Source organism: Marinobacter sp. es.048 (genome assembly GCF_900188435.1).
Classification (GTDB): Bacteria; Pseudomonadota; Gammaproteobacteria; order Pseudomonadales; family Oleiphilaceae; genus Marinobacter.
Genome location: NZ_FYFA01000001.1, coordinates 513,961 through 532,288, shown reverse-complemented (window position 1 = coordinate 532,288; position 18,328 = coordinate 513,961). Strand labels below are relative to the sequence as shown.

Below are 18,328 nucleotides of genomic sequence, written 5' to 3'. Positions count from 1 at the left end.
TGACCACAGATGCGGACTGTCTGAAACGTCTGATCTCCAAAAATCATAACGGCCCGTCGCGACAAACGGTGTCGTGAATTATCTGCGAAAAGGAGAAGCACTATGTGGACACTGATCACTGGCGCGGGGTCGGGCATTGGCCGGGCTCTGGCCATCGAGCTCTCCGCCAGGGGCCACGACCTGATCCTTGCGGGTCGCACCGTGTCGAAGCTGGAGGAGGTCGCGACAAAGCTCCGCGTGGAAGCGCCCGACCGTGAAGTGATGACACTGGAAGTGGACCTTGCGGATCCCGAAAGCACCCGCGATCTCGCGCAGCAGGTGAGCGACGCGGTAGATCGTCTTTCAGCGTTTGTGTATTGCGCTGGCGTGGGTGAGCCGGCTGCGGATTTTGCCAGCCTTGGGCTCATTGATTTTCAGGAAGCCCTGGCCGTGAACGTGTCCGCGCCCATGCTGCTCACCCAATCGTTGTTACCGATACTCAGAGGGGGTGATCCCGCGTCTCGAATTGTGATGATTGGTGCGGGTATGGACAAGCATGCGCAACCCGGAACGGGCAGCTATGGAATCAGCAAGATGGCGCTGCGTCGGCTGGTGCGGCAGATGTCCGTTGAGTTCGACACCATGTCGGACGGGCCGGTTGTCAGTCTGTTTCAGCCCGGGCTGGTGGATACACCGGGTATTCGGAGTCACATCGAGAAGGCCGGCAAGTTGAACCTTCCCCATGCGGAGTGGCTGGCCAATCGTCTGGCGTCGGGGGATTGCCTGAGTGCCGAACAGGCCGCCAGTGCCATCGTGTTTACGCTCAATCAGATACCGGAGAGCGATTTTCACGGGGCCGTGTTCAACGGCGCCGATCTGGTGGATTCGCTCTCATTCGCTGGAAGTTAGGGGAACGTCGAGCGGGCCCTAGAGAGGGACCCGCATGGTTTCCGAGCCGCTGTCAGGCATGCCAATCATTTCATCGGTTCCGGTCGGCGGAATCACCTCGGTGCGCTCAACCTCGTACTCGTGGAAATGTTCTCGCACCGCGCAGGCGCCGGTGAACATGACTGGCTTGTCGTAGGGGTCCGTCAGAACGTAGCCCTGACCATCCAGATAGAACCGCGCCATGTAATAACGCCCTTCCATCGAGACAATCTCCAACAGGGAAATCGTGTCGTGCTTGTGTTTTTTCAGTTCGCCGGTGTCCATGTGCATGGGAAGTCTCCCGCAGGTTTGTTGTCGTAGGGGAGGGTACGAACCGCTTTCCGTTACAGGTCATAAAACGAGCAACTATGAGCAGGATTGATTTGGTGAAAGCCGCCGTGAACGAGCAGTTAAATGACAGCTACGACCTGCTGGCCATGCGGGTGCTGTTCCCCCCGGACCACGTGGAAGTGAAAATTGATCAGGAAATCAAAGACCTGTACGTGTATCCGGAAAGGCTCGATATCGGGTATCGGGACGAATGGCGAGCCATTGCCACCCGGGCCCTGTTCCGGAACGCATTTGGCGATCACTGGCGGCCTGATGAGGAGAATCTGGAGCGCTACCTGCATTTTCTGAGGGATGAGGCCATTCCCCGTTGTGTTCACGATAATATCGAACTGTTTCGTATGCTCGGCGAGGTCCTGTCAATCGCGAGGTCTGACAACGCCATTGCCTTCCCGGATCCAAAGCGTCGGGCCCTGATGAAGATCATCTGGCCGGAGAAGGGTCGTCGGTGAGAGTAAGCTGGCTGGCGGAACGCGAATCCGGAGCCCTGATCCGGCCGTATTGTTTAAAAGATGAACAATAGAGAGGTGCCATCATGGGTCACCAACACATCGTTTTCGGAAAGTGGCTGATTCCCGTGCTTCTGGCTTTCATAGGTCTGGCGATTCTCGGGTCTCCAAAGTCTTTGGCCAGCGACAAAGACGCAGAAATCCGCGACACCATCCTGCGCCAGATCGAAGCGTTTGCGAACAACGACGAGGAGCAGGCCTGGGCCCACGCCTCCGAGGGTATCAAGCGTCGATTCGGGTCGTCACAGGTGTTTGTCGATATGGTTCGGGAAGCCTACCCGGCGGTGCACAACGCCACGGCCATCGAATTTACTCAGCGAGTGCCCCACGGCGCCTTTGAAATCCAGGTGGTGCGGTTGCAGGGGCCGGAAGGCAAACGGTGGGATGCCTACTACCGGATGGTGCTCACTGAAGGCGCCTGGAAAGTGGCCGGCGTAAGACTCCAACCGGCCGAGCTGGGCATTTAACGGGATCAGGCCAGGTGCTCAAACCAGGTGCCGCCCGCCATCCAGGGGCAGGGTCCGGCCCGTGATATAGGGGTTGTCCAGCAGAAACTGCAGCGTGGCGACAGCGACCTCAGCCCCCGGCTCTATTCCCATAAGCGACTTCTTCAGGGTTTTCTCCCGGTAAGCCTGACTATCCCCCTGGTTGAACATGATCAGGGACGGCGCCACGGCGTTCACCTTGACCCTGGGTGCCAGTAGACGGGCGAACGACAGGGTCAGGTTAGTCAGGGCTGCCTTGCTGGCGGCGTAGGCGATGTGCTTCGCGCTGCCCTTCTCCACCACGTAGTCGGTCATGTGGATAATGTCGGTTGTCGAACCCTCCTGCTCCAGCATCGACCGGCACGCGAGGTTTATCCGGTACGGTGTCATCACGTGAATCTGCATCATGGCGTTCATCACGTCTGCCGGGTCAGAATCTTCGCTCTCTGGTATCCAGTCCGACGCATTGTGGATAATGGCACGTAGCGTGTCCGTCCGGGATTTCAGGGCCTGGATGAAGTCATCAATGCCCTCATTCGTGGCTAAATCCGCATGGAGACACACTGCCCCCGCCTTCTGCAGCGCGTCGATGGCCGGTCGATAGGTGCGGTAGGTGACGATGATGGGCTGGCTGCGGTCAAGACAGGCTCTGGCAAAGGCCAGGCCGATGCGTTGGCCTGCGCCGGTAATCAGGATGGGTGCGGTCATGGTGTTCTCCTGTAATCAGTGTCTTACCTACGTTAATGTCATGCCGACGGCTCAACGTGGTAGCGTCACATTCCCGAACCATCCTGAAGGAAGATCAACCTGGCCATGTCACCGGCGAAGCCACAGAGCACACAACTGGCCACTGCGGATCTCGATAATCCGCTCTATTACCTTGAGAATATGGAAACCGTCCTTGGCTGGGTCCAGAGCCACCACGGTGACTTGCTGACAGCAGAAGAGCTGGATCGACTGGCCAGTTTCCATACCCTTTCAATGCCGGCCCGGGCCTTGCTGACCCGAATGGTGATGCGCACGGGCGATCTCTTCCGGTCGGACAAGCTCAAGTATCCGGAGCTCGGCGTACCAGAGGCCCGTGCCCTCGACGAAATCATGGAGGCAGGCTGGTTGGACACCGATCCCCTGCTCAGCCTGGATGAACTGTTCAGATTGTTCACTCTTGGAGAACTGCGTCCGGCCATGGGGCCGCTTCTGAAAGCGGCCGGAGAGCCCGCCAACCTGCCCAAGGGCCGGATGCGCGACGCCCTGCTTGAGCGATTTCCCGACCCTCTGACCGTCGCTGACTGGCTCGGTCAGCACGCCAGGCCGGTTATCAGGCTCAAAACCATGGCGCTGTTTGACCGGGTGCGTCTGATGTTTTTCGGCAATCTTCGCCAGAGCTGGTCCGATTTTGTGCTGGTGGAACTGGGCCATCAGCAGTATGAGCCGGTCACTTTCACACCGGATTCCCGGGCCTTCCAGCAGCGTTCCGAGGTCGACCTGTATCTCGCCATGCACCAGTGCCGGGAATGGCTGGATCAGGGCGTACCCGCCCACGAGGTTTGGCAGGCGGTTCCGTCGCCCTCGAATAACGCCTGGCTGACCAGCCGCCGCGACCGGCTGTTGCTGGAATTGGGCCGGCAGGCGGAGCGCCAGGGGGAACGGGAGCTGGCGTTGGAGGCTTTCGCCAGCAGCGGCCATCGGGAAGCGCGGCTGAAACAGCTCCGGTTGCTGGAGCGAATGAAGCGTCACCAGGAAGCCTGGGCCATTGCCTCCGAGTGGCAGAACCAGGAACTGAGCGATGCTGAAACCCAGGGTCTGGCGCGGATTCTCAAGCGGCTTGCGAGCCGGCTTGGCGAGATACCGCCGCCGCCTCCGGAGCAGCCGCTCATCCGGGAGATCACCCTCACCCTGCCGAAGCCAGAGGTCGGGTCGGTCGAATACGCCGTTCGGGACCACCTGTATCGGGACGAGGCGCCCGTGCTTTATGTGGAGAATACCCTGATCAACGGCCTGTTTGGCCTGCTCTGCTGGCAAACCATTTTTGCGCCGGTGCCGGGAGCCTTTTTCCATCCGTTCCATGTGGGCCCGGCGGACCTGACCCGGGAAGACTTCGTAAGTCGTCGCCAGGCTTCCTTCGAGCAATGCTTTGCGTGGCTGGCGGATGGCAGCTACCGGAAGCGGATTCTGGCGAATTACCGGGCCAAACAGGGCACCACCAACCCGTTCGTGATCTGGCCGGTCATCACTGAGGAACTGCTGAGCCTGGCGCTGGACTGTCTGCCACCGGCGGATCTGGAACGCCTGTTCCGTCGCCTGCTGTTGAATATCCGAGAGCATCGTAGCGGCTTTCCTGATCTGATCTTGTTTCTCCCCAATGCGGCTGAGCCTAACAAGCGTTATGAAATGATAGAAGTGAAGGGGCCGGGTGACCGCTTGCAGGACCACCAGATCCGTTGGCTCGAATTCTTCGCGGTTGAGGGTATCCCGGCCAGTGTCTGTTACGTGCGATGGCAGGACAGCGAGGCAATGGAATGACGGTGAAAGTTGCCGTCCGGACTCTGTGCGAGTTTGCCGCGCGTGAGGGCGACCTGGACTTCCGCTATACCCCGGCACCCAGTGCCGAGGAGGGCATTGCTGGCCATCAGGCAATCCAGTCCCGGCGCGGCTACGGCTATAAAAGCGAGTATTTACTGACTGGTGAATGTCTGGGGTTAGTGCTTTCCGGGCGCGCCGATGTCTATAACCCGCACCGCGGCCGGCTGGAAGAAATCAAGACCCATCGGGGGGATCTGTCCCGGATCCGTGAGCATCAGCGGGCCCTCCATCGTGCCCAGTTGCGGGCCTATGGTGCGCTTTTGTGCCGCCAGGAAAATCGAAAAACCCTGGAACTGGCGCTGATCTATTACGACACCGGCAAGGACAAGGAAACGCCGGTGGTGGAGACCGCCAGTGCCGAAGAACTCTGGCAGGAACTGGAAACCCTCTGTGGTCAATACAAGGCCTGGGCCGAACAGGAGGAGCATCACCGCGAACAGCGCAATGCCCTGCTCGCAGGCCTGGCGTTTCCCTTCCCCGCGTTTCGCCCCCGGCAGCGCCAGCTGGCGGAGACGGTGTACAAAAATTCTGTGAAGTCCGGCACCCTGCTTCTGGAGGCCCCTACCGGCCTGGGCAAGACCCTCGGCACGCTGTTCCCGGCGTTGATGGCGATGCCAGCAGCCGGCCAGGACCGCCTGTTCTACCTCACCTGTCGCAACACCGCCCGTCAGCTGGCCATGGATGCGGTTGCCCGCCTGCGTTCGGCTCAAGCTGCCCAGCATTGGCCACTCCGAACATTGGAACTGGTCTCGAAAGACGACGCCTGCGAGCACCCGGACAAGGCCTGTCATGGCGATTCCTGCCCACTGGCGAAAGGGTTTTTCGACCGGCTGCCCGACGCCCGCGCGGAAGCGGCCCAGAGCGAAGGCACGCTGGATCAGCACACCCTGGCGAAGATCGCCGCCGGTCACGACATCTGCCCCTACTTTCTGGCCCAGGAAATGGCCCGGTGGAGCGATGTGGTGATCGGGGATGTGAACCGGCTGTTCGATCAATCCGCCCTGCTCCACGGTTTGATTCGCCAGAACAACTGGAAGGCCAGCGTACTGGTGGATGAGGCCCATAATCTTGTGGATCGTGGCCGGGGTATGTATTCGGTTCGGCTGGATCAGCAGCGTTTGCTGAGGATCAAGAAAACCGCACCGAAGCCGCTGAAATCCGCCATCGATCGCACCGCCCGCGCCTGGCAGAGCCTGATCCGGGATTACCAGGCTGATCCACAGAGCCCGGAGTTTCTGGAGACGCTGCCGACGCAATTGCTGGGTGCCCTGCAGGCGATGGTCTCGAATCTGACCGATTACCTGGCCGATAATCCCCCGGATCTGGCCCTGCAGGAGCTGTTGTTTGAAAGCGTTGCCTTCATGAAACTGGCAGACTCCTTCGGTGATCACTCCCTGTGCGAATTCCAGCGCGCCGGTCGGGGACGGGCCAGTCTGACTATTCAGAACCTGATCCCGGCGGATTTTCTGCGGGAGCGGTTTGAAGCGGCACATTCAGTCCTGTTGTTCTCCGCCACCCTGAGCCCCGGTGTTTACTACCGGGATTTGCTGGGACTGCCCGAGGATTCCCGTTTTACCTCCTTGCCCAGCCCGTTCAGCGCCGACCAGCTGCAGGTGCAGTTCACGCCCAGCATCAGCACCCGGCAGGTTCACCGGGAAGCCTCGCTCCTGCCCATCGCCGAGCTGATCGCCCGCCAGTTCCGGGAGCGGCCCGGCCACTACCTGGCGTTTTTTAGCAGCTTCAAGTACGCGCAGCAGGTCAGTGAGGCCCTGGCCGAGCAGGCTCTGGATGTTCCGCAGCGGGCGCAGCAACCGGGCATGTCGCCGCAACAGAGAGCAGAATTTCTGGCAGGTTTCAGGGAGTCAGAAGGGAGTGTGGCGTTCGCCGTTCTGGGAGGGGTGTTCAGTGAGGGTATTGATTTGCCCGGGGATCAATTGATCGGGGCGTTCGTCGCAACGCTTGGTTTGCCACCCTTTGATGCCTGGCATGAAATCCTCAAGGCTCGGCTCGAACAGCGATTTGGCGCCGGGTACGACTACACCTATCTGATTCCGGGTTTGCAGAAAGTGGCCCAGGCGGCCGGGCGGGTGATTCGGACCCCGGAAGACAAGGGTGTAATCTGGCTGATTGATGACCGGTTTCTGAAGCCGGCCATCAATCGGCTCTTGCCGCGCTGGTGGTTCAGCGCGGCTGAGTAGTTAACCGAATACGAAAAACGCCAGCTTGTTGCCGTCCGGGTCCTTCACGTACGCGCCGTAGAACTGGTCGGGAATTCGCTGACCGGGCTCGCCGTCGCAAGTGGCACCGAGATCAATGGCCTTCTTGTACATGGCATCCACGCCCTCTTTTGAGCCCGCAGGCAGAGCGACCATGTTACCGTTGCCGGGATGGTTGGGTTCTTCGTTGAAGGGAACGCAAAGTGCCAGCATAGGGGCGCTCATGCTCTTGCCGATAAACGCGATGCGGCCCATATCCAGAAGCACCTTGGCTCCCTGGTCGCTCAACAAGTCCGCATAGAATGTCTTTGCTCTTTCCATATCACTGACGCCAAGGGTGACGTATCCGATCATGTTTTTTCTCCGTTGCTGATTGTTTTGGGCGTAATGAATACGTTGAATGTTGCGCCGGGATCATTCTCCGTTGCTATCGGCCACTATCCGGTTCCGCCCTGCTCTCTTGGCGGCATACATTGATTGGTCGCAGGCCGAGAGTAAAGCCCGCACGGACGTGGTCTGGGACTCTGACCCGGACCCTGACCAGTTAACCACACCGGCACTGAAGGTGATGCCGAAGGTTTCTCCTTCAGCACTGACAAAGCTTTCTGCTTGCAGGACTATTCTCAGGGATTCCGCCACCTGGCTGGCTTCCGACAGCCCGGTATTGGGCATGAAAATAATGAATTCCTCACCGCCGGTGCGCGCAACGATATCGGATTTGCGGGTCCTGGATTCGATGATATCGGCGAACCTTTGCAGCACGGCGTCGCCGGTGGGGTGCCCGTAGGAGTCATTGATGGTTTTGAAAAAATCGATGTCCAGAGAGATCAGCGAAAAGGTATCGCCGTACCGCTCACCCTGCGCCACGGACTCCTCTAATTTCCGCAGCATATACCGCCGGTTGTACGATCCGGTCAACTCATCGGTAATCGAGAGTTGCTCCAGCTCAAGCTCGAGGTTTTTCTGGGTATCGATATTGATGGTCATGCCGTGCCAACTGATCCGGCCATCAGGGTCCCTTTCAGGGCGAGATACCCCTTTGAGCCAATAACTTCCGCGTTTGGTCTGGACCCGGTATTCGCAAACCCACTCTTCAAGCGTCTCGGCAGAAATAGCAATGCTATCGTGCACCCTCGGTAGATCATCCGGATGGATCAGGTTGAATATCTTGTCGGGATCAGCGAGACATTCTTCTGCCGTCAGTCCGTAAAAATCCCAGGTTTTGTCGCTGAGATAGGAGAAAAAGTAGCGACCGTCCGGTTCCAGCACAAAGATGTAGATAATGCCCGGGAGGGATTTGGCGAGCTGCTCCATCTGATGCTGGCTCAGTTTCTCCCGGGTGACATCCAGGTGCGTTCCCATCAGCCAGCGGGTATCCAGGCCCTGTTCATCGGTAAGCAGCGTGCCGCGGGTGTGGATGTAGCGCCAGTCACCGTATTTGTGGAGCATACGGACGACGCAATCGAACTGAGGGGAGTCACCATCCAGATAGCGGGCCAGAGCTTCGCGGGCCTTCTGGAGGTCCTTCGGGTGACAAAGGTTTTCCCAGGTCTTGAAGGTGACGGGTTGGAGCTCCTCGAGCTGATAACCGAGAAGGTCTGCCCAGCGGGGATTATAGATCACCTCCCCGGTATCAAGGTTCCATTCCCAGGTACCCGCTCCGGTGCCTTCAAGAATTGCCTTCAGTCGGATTTCCGGTGTCAGTTCCATGTACCTTCACTCTGAGTACGACGTTCAGATTACCCAGTCGTTCCGCTTGTCCCGGTTTCCCCAGTCAAAACGCTGTGACCAATCGAGGGCCTGTTTTAGGGGCAGTGGTTTACTGTAGAAAAAACCCTGGCCCAGATCACATCCCAATGCCACCAGTTTAGCCTCTACCTGTGCCGACTCAATTCCTTCCGCCACAAGCCGACGTCGGAAACTTTTCGAGAGGCTGATGATGGCGCTGACAATCATGTCACTGTCGGAATTTTCGAGCATATCAAATACGAACGAGCGGTCGATCTTGATCTCTTGGGCGGCCAGCCGACGGAACAGATCCAGGGAAGAGTAGCCGGTGCCAAAGTCGTCAAGCGAGACGTCAACGCCCAGCTCACGGCAGGCGTTGAGGTTCTCGAGAACCCGGTCGGTATCGTCCAGCGCGGTCGTTTCCAGAACTTCGAGAATCAGGCGCGAACGTATCGCTACCGGACAATCGCACAGGGCAGCTTCCAGGTCGTCCCGAAAGCCCGGGCCCAGAAAGTGCGACGGGCTCAGGTTAACGCTGAGGGAATACGGTAGTTTACTGGTGTGAAACTCCTGTAGGCGTGAGATGGCCTCACCCAGCACGAAGTTGCCGACCTTGCGGGCATACTCGGTGTATTCAATGTGGTCCAGAAAATGGCCAGGGCCCAGGAGGCCATCCTCGGGGTGATTCCAGCGGATGAGTGCCTCGAAGCCTTCCACACATCTTTCACGGAAGTGAATCTTCGGCTGATAGTAAAGTTCCAGCTGGCCAAGCTCGAGAGCGTCACCCATCTGCTCAATGACTTTGACTCGTTCCTTCCGGGAGTAGTGAGAATCCAGATCAAACAGCACGTAATGATTTTTACCGGCCTCCTTGGCGGCATACATGGCCTGGTCCGCGTGGCGAAGAAGCTGGTCGGTGTCCGAGTCGTCCTCAGGGTAAACGGTAACACCCATGCTGCCGGACAAATGCAACACATTGCGCTTGTAAGTTATCGGCTGGCGGATAGCTTCCAGGAGCCGGGCATAGACTCGTTCGTCGTCGACATCCCTTAAAATGGCCACGAATTCGTCACCGCCGAGGCGTGCAACCACATCGTGAGTCCTGACGCTCGAAAGAAGCCGATCGGCGACCGATTTCAACACAGCGTCGCCGACACCATGGCCATACTGGTCGTTGATTTCCTTGAAGCCATCGAGATCAATAAAACATACTGAGACCAAACCCTGGCGCTGGTTGGCTTCGAACAACTCCTGTTCAAACAGTTCGGTCATCCGGCGCCGATTCGGCAGGCCGGTGAGTGCATCGTAATTGGCTGCCTGCTCGAGATGCTTCTGGTGTTCCCGCTTCTCTTGATAGAGGCGCTTACGCTCGATCAGGTTGCCCACAGTCTGCATCAGGGGTTCGAGCTCTTCGGCCAGTCTGTCAGTGTAACCGCCCAGGCGATTAGCCAGACCGATGAGACCGATTTGCTGATCCCCGGAAAAAACCGGGATACCGATGTAAGCACTGATGAGGGGATGGCCTTCTGGCAGGCCCTTCGCTCTGCTGTCTGAGGCCACCTCGTCAGAAACGATGACCTCGCCCGTGGTCATGGGCAGGCCGAGGATATTGTCGAGGCGGTCGAAAATCATGCCTCGGCGCTCAACCTCCTGATAAAGCGCCTGGGTTTCCGGACTCCAGGCAATGTTGGTTATTGCGCCGATCTTGAGAAATGGTGCACCGTCGTCCCGGTGGAGCACCTCGCCAATGAATCCGAACTGGCTACCGGTCAACGCCAGCAGATCATTGAGCAATAGCGCGAAGGCAGCGTGTTCGTTATCGCTGGTCAAAAAGACATTCTGAGCCCGGTGAATGGCGCGGCTGAGGTGGGAGGCTTTGACATACTCGCCCGTTGTCGAGGATAGAAAAGCCCTTTCAAGTTCGTCCTCCACAATACTTGCAAGGCTGCGCAGCACGTCCAGCTCGATCTCCATGAACTTGCGCGGCTTGTCATCAATAATGCAAAGCGTGCCGATCTTGAAACCGCTGGGTTCGCGCACCGGCATACCGGCATAGAAACGGATGTGAGGCTTGCCGGTAACCAGAGGGTTGTTCCGGAAACGGGGGTCTTTGGCAGCATCTTCCACCAGCAGGATTTTGTCCTGTTGGATAGCATAGTCACAGAAGGCAACCGAACGGGGTGTCTCGGATGCGTCCAGCCCCTGGCGGGATTTGAACCACTGGCGCTCGGCGTCCAGAACCGAGAAGAGCGCGGTTTTTACCCCATAGTAGTGCTTCGCAATCCGGGTCAGCCGTTCGAAGCGCTCTTCTGGTGGTGTATCGAGAATACCGAGTCTCTGGAGCGCCACCAGTCTGCGTTTCTCGATACCCGGGTTTGACATTGGCCAGCCTCCGAACAAGGTTCAGCGTTTATCTGAACCTTACCACCAGTTCGTGGAGCTGGTTCGTATGCCGCCCCATCTCTCACACTATGAGGGGATTTTTCGACTTTGGCCAGCTTTGTCGGGGGCTACTGCCCGGTTGAGCGCGGTGCCGGCTTGGCCAACCACTCGTGCCCCTTCAGCATCCCGTGCCAGTAAAGCGTTGGCAGCTGCTTGGCCTTCAACCACCAGGCGGCCCGGGTGGCCTTGGTGCCATCGTTGATCCATTTCGGGAAGCTGGGCTGGAGTACTCCGCCATAGCCGAATTCTGCCAGCACGATCTTGCCGTTCTCCACCGTCAGCGGGCAGGAGCCATAGCCCAGGTAGGCGGCTTCAAGCGGCTGGTTTCGGAGCGTGGCCACCAGGTTTTCGGCGACCACCGGTGCCTGCTTGCGAACTGCAGCAGCGGTTTTCGCGTTGCCGGTTCCGCTCACGTCCCCAAGTCCAAAGATATTGGGGTAGGTTTTATGGCGCAGGGTGTCGTCTTCAAGATCCAGCCAGCCGCCGTCATTGGCCAGGGCAGATTCCCGGATAAGCTTTGGTGCCCGCTGCGGTGGCACGGCGTGCAGCATATCGAAGCTTACTTCGCGCTCCTGGCTGTTGCCCTCGCCATCGGTTGATCGAAATATCGCTGTCTTCGAGGGGCCGTTCACGGCAACCAGAGTGCTCTGGAAATTCAGGTCAATGCCGTATTTTTCAATGTAGGCCTCCAGGGCCGGGACGTAATCGGCGACACCAAACAGAACGGCGCCGGCGTTATGAAACTGAATGTCCACGTTGTCCAGAACGCCGTGTTTGAGCCAGTAATCGGCAGACAAATACATGGCTTTCTGGGGCGCGCCGGCACACTTGATTGGCATTGGCGGCTGGCTGAACAGGGCCCGGCCTTTCTTGAGCCGCTGAACCATGTCCCAGGTGTAGCTTGCCATGCCTTCGCGATAATTGGAGGTGACCCCATTGGAGCCCAGTGCCTCTTCCAGGCCTTCGATGCCGCCCCAGTTCAGTTCCAGGCCGGGGGCAAGCACCAGGGCTTTGTAGGCCATGAAAGAACCATCACCAAGCGTAACCTGGTTGTTGTCCTGGTCGATGGCGGTCACTGGTTGCTGATACCAGGACACGAACCTTGGCATGACTTTTGACATGGGTTTGGAGGTGACCTCGGGCCGGAAGACGCCCCCTCCCACCATGGTCCAGCCGGGCTGGTAGTGGTGTTGGGTAGCTGGTTCGACGATGGCGATGTCGATAGTGCTATCCCGTTTGTGGATGCTCGATGCCACCGATATACCGGCTGCCCCGCCGCCCACGATTACGACGGTGTGAGTTTTAACGTTGCCTGTGGCGGTGGTGCTGGTAATCATGCCTCGAACCTCTTGTCTTTGTTTGCTGTGTGCGAGTGAGCTTGAGATATGTCAAAGCGTACCAAACAATAGGTTCTATCGTTAGACTAAATAAGAATATTACGAGCAGGAGCTCAAGTGCAGAGCTATAAACTTAGATAATTATAATCAAAAACCCTGTTGTGTTAGCTTTTGGGCATTGATGCCATGGATCACCTCAATTGGAAGCATGAATCTTATAGCTATATGCTAATAACCAAGTTAAGCAATCACGCGTTTTCAACCTTTAGGAGGACGCACTTATGAGGACATTCCAGCAATCACCTGCAAAACACGGCGGCACTCCGGATGTGGCTGGTTTTTTCGACTCTCGCACGTTCAGTGTCCAATACGTGGTCAGTGATCCGGAGACAAAACAGTGTGCCATCATTGATCCGGTACTGGATTACGATGAAAAGTCCGGCGCAACGGCGACATACCATGCTGACGAACTCCTGGACTATGTGCGCGGACAGGGCTTTGAAGTGGAGTGGGTCCTGGATACCCATCCGCACGCCGACCATTTCTCGGCAGCCCAGTACCTGAAAGAGAAGACCGGCGCTCCGACTGCCATCGGTGGCTATGTCACCGGCGTTCAGGAGTTATGGAAAGGTATCTATAACTGGCCTGATTTTCCCGCCGACGGCTCACAGTGGGACCATTTGTTCCGGGCCGGCGACGAGTTCCGGGTTGGTAACCTCCAGGGCCGTGTGATGTTTTCGCCGGGACATACCCTCGCTTCTGTCACCTATGTGATTGGCGATGCGGCCTTTGTGCACGACACTATTTTCCAGCCGGATTTCGGCACCGCCCGAGCGGACTTTCCCGGTGGAGACGCCCATCAACTGTGGGATTCCATCCAGGCCATCCTCGCCCTGCCGGATGAGACGCGGCTGTTCACCGGCCACGACTACATGCCCGGTGGCCGTGAACCCGAATGGGAAAGCACAGTTGGAGAGCAGAAGCAGGCCAACAAGCATCTGGCTGAGACCTCGGAAGCAGAGTACGTGGAACTTCGAAATACCCGGGACAGTGAACTACCGATGCCGAAGTTGATTCTGCATGCTCTGCAGGTCAATACACGTGGAGGACGGCTTCCGGAGCCCGAAGCCAACGGCAAACGGTACTTGAAGATTCCGTTGGATGCACTTGAGGGTGCCGCCTGGGAATAAACCTGGAGATTGAGCAAACAACCCCTTTGCCGGGCCGAGAGAGCCCGGCTTTTTTATCGGCTGAACAAACATCATTTGACCGGGTTAAGTGACTTTGTCACTGAAGGCTGCATCCTGGCGAGATACATTGGATGCGGAGTCTTTCGATCAACCAAAAAGGAGTTTTCCCTATGATCAAATCAATCAAAGCCATCGCCGCCGCTGCGCTGATTGCAGCCGTACCTTTCAGTGTTCACGCCGACAGTCACAAAGGCGGTGTCGAAGAAGTGCTGGTGATCCTGTCCAGCGATTCGCTGCAGACCCAGGGCATGGCGATGGTGCTTTCGAACACCATGGCCCAGCAAGGAGCCAAGGTAAACGTGCTGCTGTGCGACAAAGCCGGTGATCTGGCGCTGAAATCTTACGAAGCACCGGCTCTCAAGCCAAAGGATGTAACTCCGGGGCAGATGCTGCGTGGCCTGCTCAAGCAGGGTGGCGAAGCGAAAGTCTGTGCGCTGTATCTTCCGAACAGTGATTATGGAAAGGACGATCTGACTGACGGCGTAGGCGTTGCCATGCCGCCGGAAATGGCCGGCCAGATGCTGAATTCGAAGATACGTACCTTTACCTTCTGAGTTTAAAAGCCCGGGGTCCATTGACCCCGGGCGTTTACATCCGACTCAAGGACGATAGATCTTCTCGGGGTTGAGCGTCATGGACCATGGCAGACCCTCGTTCTGCCAGCCATTTACAATTCTCATGCCTTTCTTTTCGCCTTCTTTGGCGCCACTTCCCTGAAAGCCGTGGTCAATGTACTTCACATTGGTGAAGCCGCGTTCCAGCAGGTATTCCGCGCTCGGCTTGCCACGGCTGGAACCCGAGCGGCACATGGTGATGACCAGGTCATCCTTGCTAAGGCCTTTTTCTTTGAGAGCTGTTTCTACCTGCGCCGCGAACTCCGGATTGGTGTTCATGGCAAATCGGCCCTTGTCAGCAAGAAAGTCGGAGCGATCGGCGAGCTTGAACGGGATATTCTTGTCTATAACGTCGGTAAAGCCGATAAACATGATTTCCACCGGATCCCGGACATCCACAAACAGGAGTTGGTCCCCCTGCTTCTGAACCATGTTATAGGTTTCCTGTGGGGTGAGGGATAGCGCTTCTTCCGCCTGGGCGCTGAAGCCAATGGCGAAAGTGGCAAGCAGGGCTGTGAGTATCTGTTTCATGATGGTTTTCTCCTGAATTCGGGTGGCCCCTATTCTTTCTTCAACATACGCCTGTATGACCGCCACCCTCAATAGAGTTATAAGCATGTAGGCGTTGGCTTGATCGAGATCAAACCGCAAAAAGGGGGCCCGCCAAACGGCAAGCCCCCTTTGTTTACCCGCGAACCAGATTAAAGCTTGGTGGTGCGGAGGTACGGACGGATCTCGTTCCAACCCTGCGGGAACAGGCCTTTCGCTTCCTCGTTGGAAATGGAGGGCGGAATGATCACATCGTCACCCTTGCGCCAGTCGGCCGGCAGGGCAACCTTGTTGGCATCGCCAGTTTGCAGGGCATCGATAACCCGGAGGATCTCGTCAAAGTTACGGCCTACGGCCATCGGGTAGGTCATGGTCAGACGGATCTTCTTGTCCGGGTCGATGATGAACACACTTCGCACGGCTGCGGTTTCGCTCTCACCCGCGTGGATCATTTCATACAGCTCGGCCACTTTGTGATCGGCGTCGGCCACGATCGGGAACTGCAGGTCACAGTTCTGGGTGTCGTTGACGTCTTCAATCCACTTGACGTGCTCTTCCACGGTATCGGTGGACAGACCCAGGGGCTTCACGTTGCGGGCTTCGAATTCTTTCGCCAGCTGAGCCGTGCGACCCATCTCAGTGGTGCATACCGGGGTAAAGTCGGCCGGGTGGCTGAAGAAAAATACCCAGGAATCACCTGCCCAGTCGTGGAAGTTGATCTGGCCGGCGGTACTGTCGATGGTGAAGTTCGGGGCGGTAGAGCCAAGCAATAAACTCATGATGAATCTCCTGTCGGGTTTTGCTGGAGGCGGATTGCCTCTTGATGTCCAAGTAACAATAACCCGTCAGAAGACATTAGCCAATATAGTTATATCTATAGAACAAATAGGCTTAACGAATTGAAGCTGCGATGATAGCTATTGAATGCGCAATCTTTCGCGACCGAGAGCTTGGAGCGTGTTAAGCGAGTTTTTTGTGCCATGCTTCCAATTGATTGACTACTGACGTGATGGCTCATTGAGACAATGATCGAAAGACGAATCACCTCCACTCTCCTGCTTGTCGTGCTCACAGGTCTGCTGACAGGTTGCGCGTTGCCTTCTTTGAAAGACCGATCACAGTCTGAAACGTTTGCTCAGGAGCAGACGGCAGATACTCGCCTTGGCCGCGCAGTTGGTGACGAAATCAAAAGCCATCCTGGCCTGAGTGGCATTGCCACGCTGGAGAATCCCCTCGACGCGTTTGTGGCTCGCGCGTTGCTCGCCGAGGCGAGCGACACCTCCCTGGATGTTCAGTACTACATCTGGCGGGACGATATTACCGGCAAGCTGCTTCTGTACTCGCTGTATCGGGCGGCCGAGCGTGGCGTTCGGGTTCGACTGCTTCTGGATGACAACGGCATCGCCGGCATGGACGACTGGCTGGCGGCGCTGAATCACCATGACAACGTTGAGGTTCGACTATTCAATCCGTTCGTGATCCGCAGTTCCAGGACCCTTGGCTTTCTGACCGACTTTGGTCGCCTGAACCACCGGATGCACAACAAGTCATTCACGGCTGACAACCAGGCCACCATAATTGGCGGCCGCAATATTGCCGATGAGTATTTCGGGGTCGGCGGGGGTGCGCTTTTCTCGGACCTGGATGTCCTGGCGATCGGACCGGTGGTCGGTCTTGTCTCCAGGGATTTTGATCGCTACTGGGCAAGTCAGTCAGCGTACCCTGTGGACCGGTTGTTGTCGGAGGCAAGTGATGAGGATCTTGATGCCCTGGGAACCAGTCTTGCTGGGGCTGAACGGAATGATGAAGCCCGGCGCTTTGTGGCTGCTTTGCAGAATTCAGAGTTTTTCAAGGAGCTACTGGGCCAAGAACTCGCTTTTGTGTGGGCGCCGGTCGAGATGGTGAGCGACGATCCGGCCAAGGCCCAGGGACTCGAAGAAGAGCAGGGTCTATTGAGCCAACAGCTCGCCCTGGCACTGGGTGAACCCCAAAAGACCGTGACCCTGGTTTCGCCCTACTTCGTTCCAGGTAACGGTGGTGTTGAGCTGTTCCGCGACCTTGAAAACGCCGGTGTGGAGGTGCGGATCCTTACCAATTCCCTGGAGGCCAACGATGTCGCCCTCGTGCATTCAGGCTATGCGAAATACCGGAAGTCTCTGTTACAGGCCGGGGTTGAGTTGTTCGAGCTGCGCAAATTCAGGTCGGAGAGCGAAGGCGGGAAGCCGAGCCCGGGTGGCATTATCGGCAGCTCCGCCGCGAGCCTTCACGCAAAAACCTTTGCCGTGGATGGCGAGACGCTTTTTGTTGGCTCCTTCAATTTCGACCCCCGTTCAGCGAATCTGAACACCGAGCTGGGTTTTCTGATCAGGAGCCGGGAACTGGCCAAGGCCCTGGAATCGGCCTTTCCCGAGCAGGTAAGGCTGGCGGCCTATGAGGTAGTGCTGGACGACGAGGGTGAACTGCGTTGGCTGGCATTCAACGGCACGGAAACTGTCGAGCACCGTCATGAGCCCAACATCGGCGCCTTCAAGAGGGCTTTGGTGTATCTGTTTTCGTTGTTGCCGGTTGAGCCGTTGCTGTAACTAGATAGATCGTGATCACATGCATTGGCGCATTTTTTGGTCTACTGAAGCTTCTAGCAGGAGATGGAAAAAGAAGTAAAAAGCGGGAAAGTGGTCGGCGTGGCAGGATTCGAACCTGCGACCCCTTCGTCCCGAACGAAGTGCGCTACCAAGCTGCGCCACACGCCGATCAACGGCCGGTATTATACGGATTCACTATGGTTTTACCAGCCCTCGGCAGATAAAAGGGCGCCCGCAAATTTGCTGAGATTATCGTAGATACTCACATTGGCACCGGGTATGGGCCTGGCGTCCAGATGGCGTTCGGTTTCCTCGCCATTGCCGGTTCGTACCAGTACCGGGTGGCAACCTTCAGTATGGCCGGCTTCCAGGTCCTTGCGGCTGTCACCCACCATGATGACGCCTTCAAGGCTGGCGAGATGGAAATGCTTGCGGATTTGCTCCAGCAGGCCAGTCAGTGGCTTGCGACAGCAGCATTGGTCGTCGGGATGGTGGGGGCAGTAGGCGATGAAATCGATGCAGCCACCCTGGGCTTCCACCAGGTGCTCCAGCTTTGCATGCATGGCGTCCAGCTCGTCGGTGTCGTAGTAACCCCGACCGATGCCGGACTGGTTGGTGGCGATGGCGATGCGGTGCCCAGCATTACAGAGCCGGGCCACCGCTTCTATGCTGCCGGGAATGGGGAGCCATTCATCTGCTGAGCAGATGTAGTTGCCATCGTACTCGTTGATGACCCCGTCCCGGTCCAGAATGATCAACATCGCTGTGCGTGTGCCTCT

General features: G+C 57.5%; 17 protein-coding genes and 1 tRNA gene. 8 read left to right on the top strand and 10 right to left on the bottom strand.

Features of this window, described 5'->3' with window-relative positions; all coding sequences use genetic code 11:
* Positions 1-102: 102 nt before the first annotated feature.
* Positions 103-888 (top strand): SDR family NAD(P)-dependent oxidoreductase, encoded by a 786-nt coding sequence (locus tag CFT65_RS02535; protein ID WP_088826461.1) that lies wholly within the window; start codon positions 103-105, stop codon positions 886-888.
* A gap of 18 nt (positions 889-906) precedes the next feature.
* On the opposite strand, the gene CFT65_RS02530 is transcribed toward CFT65_RS02535, so the two are convergent.
* Positions 907-1,197 (bottom strand): DUF6482 family protein, encoded by a 291-nt coding sequence (locus CFT65_RS02530; RefSeq protein WP_014578848.1) that lies wholly within the window; start codon positions 1,195-1,197, stop codon positions 907-909.
* A 77-nt stretch (positions 1,198-1,274) separates the two neighbouring features.
* Here CFT65_RS02530 and CFT65_RS02525 point away from each other — a divergent pair, with 77 nt between their 5' ends.
* Entirely contained in the window at positions 1,275-1,706 is a 432-nt protein-coding gene (locus CFT65_RS02525) for a hypothetical protein (protein ID WP_088826460.1), read from the top strand.
* Positions 1,707-1,789: 83 nt separating this feature from the next.
* On the top strand, positions 1,790-2,230 hold the full coding sequence (locus tag CFT65_RS02520) for a DUF4864 domain-containing protein (protein ID WP_088826459.1): 441 nt from the start codon (positions 1,790-1,792) through the stop codon (positions 2,228-2,230).
* 18 nt (positions 2,231-2,248) lie between these two features.
* Here the strand turns inward: CFT65_RS02520 and folM are convergent, their stop codons facing one another.
* The gene (gene folM, locus CFT65_RS02515) at positions 2,249-2,956 is read right to left on the bottom strand and encodes a dihydromonapterin reductase (RefSeq protein WP_088826458.1); all 708 of its coding nucleotides are present in this window, start codon (positions 2,954-2,956) and stop codon (positions 2,249-2,251) included.
* A gap of 105 nt (positions 2,957-3,061) precedes the next feature.
* On the opposite strand from folM, the gene CFT65_RS02510 reads away from it, so the two are divergent.
* Entirely contained in the window at positions 3,062-4,771 is a 1,710-nt protein-coding gene (locus CFT65_RS02510) for a VRR-NUC domain-containing protein (RefSeq protein ID WP_088826457.1), read from the top strand.
* Positions 4,768-7,029 (top strand): ATP-dependent DNA helicase, encoded by a 2,262-nt coding sequence (locus CFT65_RS02505; RefSeq protein ID WP_228705767.1) that lies wholly within the window; start codon positions 4,768-4,770, stop codon positions 7,027-7,029. Before CFT65_RS02510 ends, CFT65_RS02505 begins: the two co-directional genes overlap by 4 nt.
* On the opposite strand, the gene CFT65_RS02500 is transcribed toward CFT65_RS02505, so the two are convergent.
* The 4 genes from CFT65_RS02500 to CFT65_RS02485 form a co-directional block, all read right to left on the bottom strand.
* Positions 7,030-7,401 (bottom strand): VOC family protein, encoded by a 372-nt coding sequence (locus CFT65_RS02500; protein WP_088826456.1) that lies wholly within the window; start codon positions 7,399-7,401, stop codon positions 7,030-7,032.
* A gap of 60 nt (positions 7,402-7,461) precedes the next feature.
* Entirely contained in the window at positions 7,462-8,757 is a 1,296-nt protein-coding gene (locus CFT65_RS02495) for a sensor domain-containing diguanylate cyclase (protein WP_088826455.1), read from the bottom strand.
* A 24-nt stretch (positions 8,758-8,781) separates the two neighbouring features.
* Positions 8,782-11,157, bottom strand: coding sequence for an EAL domain-containing protein (locus CFT65_RS02490; RefSeq protein WP_088826454.1), 2,376 nt, complete (start codon positions 11,155-11,157; stop codon positions 8,782-8,784).
* Between the two features lie 128 nt (positions 11,158-11,285).
* Positions 11,286-12,554, bottom strand: a complete 1,269-nt coding sequence (locus CFT65_RS02485) for an NAD(P)/FAD-dependent oxidoreductase (protein WP_088826453.1) — start codon at positions 12,552-12,554, stop codon at positions 11,286-11,288.
* A gap of 281 nt (positions 12,555-12,835) precedes the next feature.
* On the opposite strand from CFT65_RS02485, the gene CFT65_RS02480 reads away from it, so the two are divergent.
* Both CFT65_RS02480 and CFT65_RS02475 read left to right on the top strand, forming a co-directional pair.
* Positions 12,836-13,744 (top strand): MBL fold metallo-hydrolase, encoded by a 909-nt coding sequence (locus CFT65_RS02480; protein WP_088826452.1) that lies wholly within the window; start codon positions 12,836-12,838, stop codon positions 13,742-13,744.
* A gap of 170 nt (positions 13,745-13,914) precedes the next feature.
* On the top strand, positions 13,915-14,358 hold the full coding sequence (locus tag CFT65_RS02475; RefSeq protein WP_088826451.1) for a hypothetical protein: 444 nt from the start codon (positions 13,915-13,917) through the stop codon (positions 14,356-14,358).
* 45 nt (positions 14,359-14,403) lie between these two features.
* Here CFT65_RS02475 and CFT65_RS02470 read toward each other — a convergent pair whose 3' ends face one another.
* On the bottom strand, positions 14,404-14,949 hold the full coding sequence (locus CFT65_RS02470) for a rhodanese-like domain-containing protein (RefSeq protein WP_228705766.1): 546 nt from the start codon (positions 14,947-14,949) through the stop codon (positions 14,404-14,406).
* Positions 14,950-15,119: 170 nt separating this feature from the next.
* The gene (locus CFT65_RS02465; protein ID WP_008176637.1) at positions 15,120-15,746 is read right to left on the bottom strand and encodes a peroxiredoxin; all 627 of its coding nucleotides are present in this window, start codon (positions 15,744-15,746) and stop codon (positions 15,120-15,122) included.
* A 246-nt stretch (positions 15,747-15,992) separates the two neighbouring features.
* Between CFT65_RS02465 and CFT65_RS02460 the strand changes: the two genes are divergently transcribed.
* Complete coding sequence (locus CFT65_RS02460; RefSeq protein ID WP_088826450.1) at positions 15,993-17,549, top strand: phospholipase D family protein; 1,557 nt, start codon at positions 15,993-15,995, stop codon at positions 17,547-17,549.
* A 91-nt stretch (positions 17,550-17,640) separates the two neighbouring features.
* Here CFT65_RS02460 and CFT65_RS02455 read toward each other — a convergent pair.
* Both CFT65_RS02455 and gmhB read right to left on the bottom strand, forming a co-directional pair.
* Positions 17,641-17,717 (bottom strand) — tRNA-Pro (locus CFT65_RS02455).
* Positions 17,718-17,752: 35 nt separating this feature from the next.
* Positions 17,753-18,310: a D-glycero-beta-D-manno-heptose 1,7-bisphosphate 7-phosphatase gene (gene gmhB, locus CFT65_RS02450; RefSeq protein WP_088826449.1), complete on the bottom strand. Its 558-nt coding sequence runs from the start codon at positions 18,308-18,310 to the stop codon at positions 17,753-17,755.
* Positions 18,311-18,328: the final 18 nt, after the last annotated feature.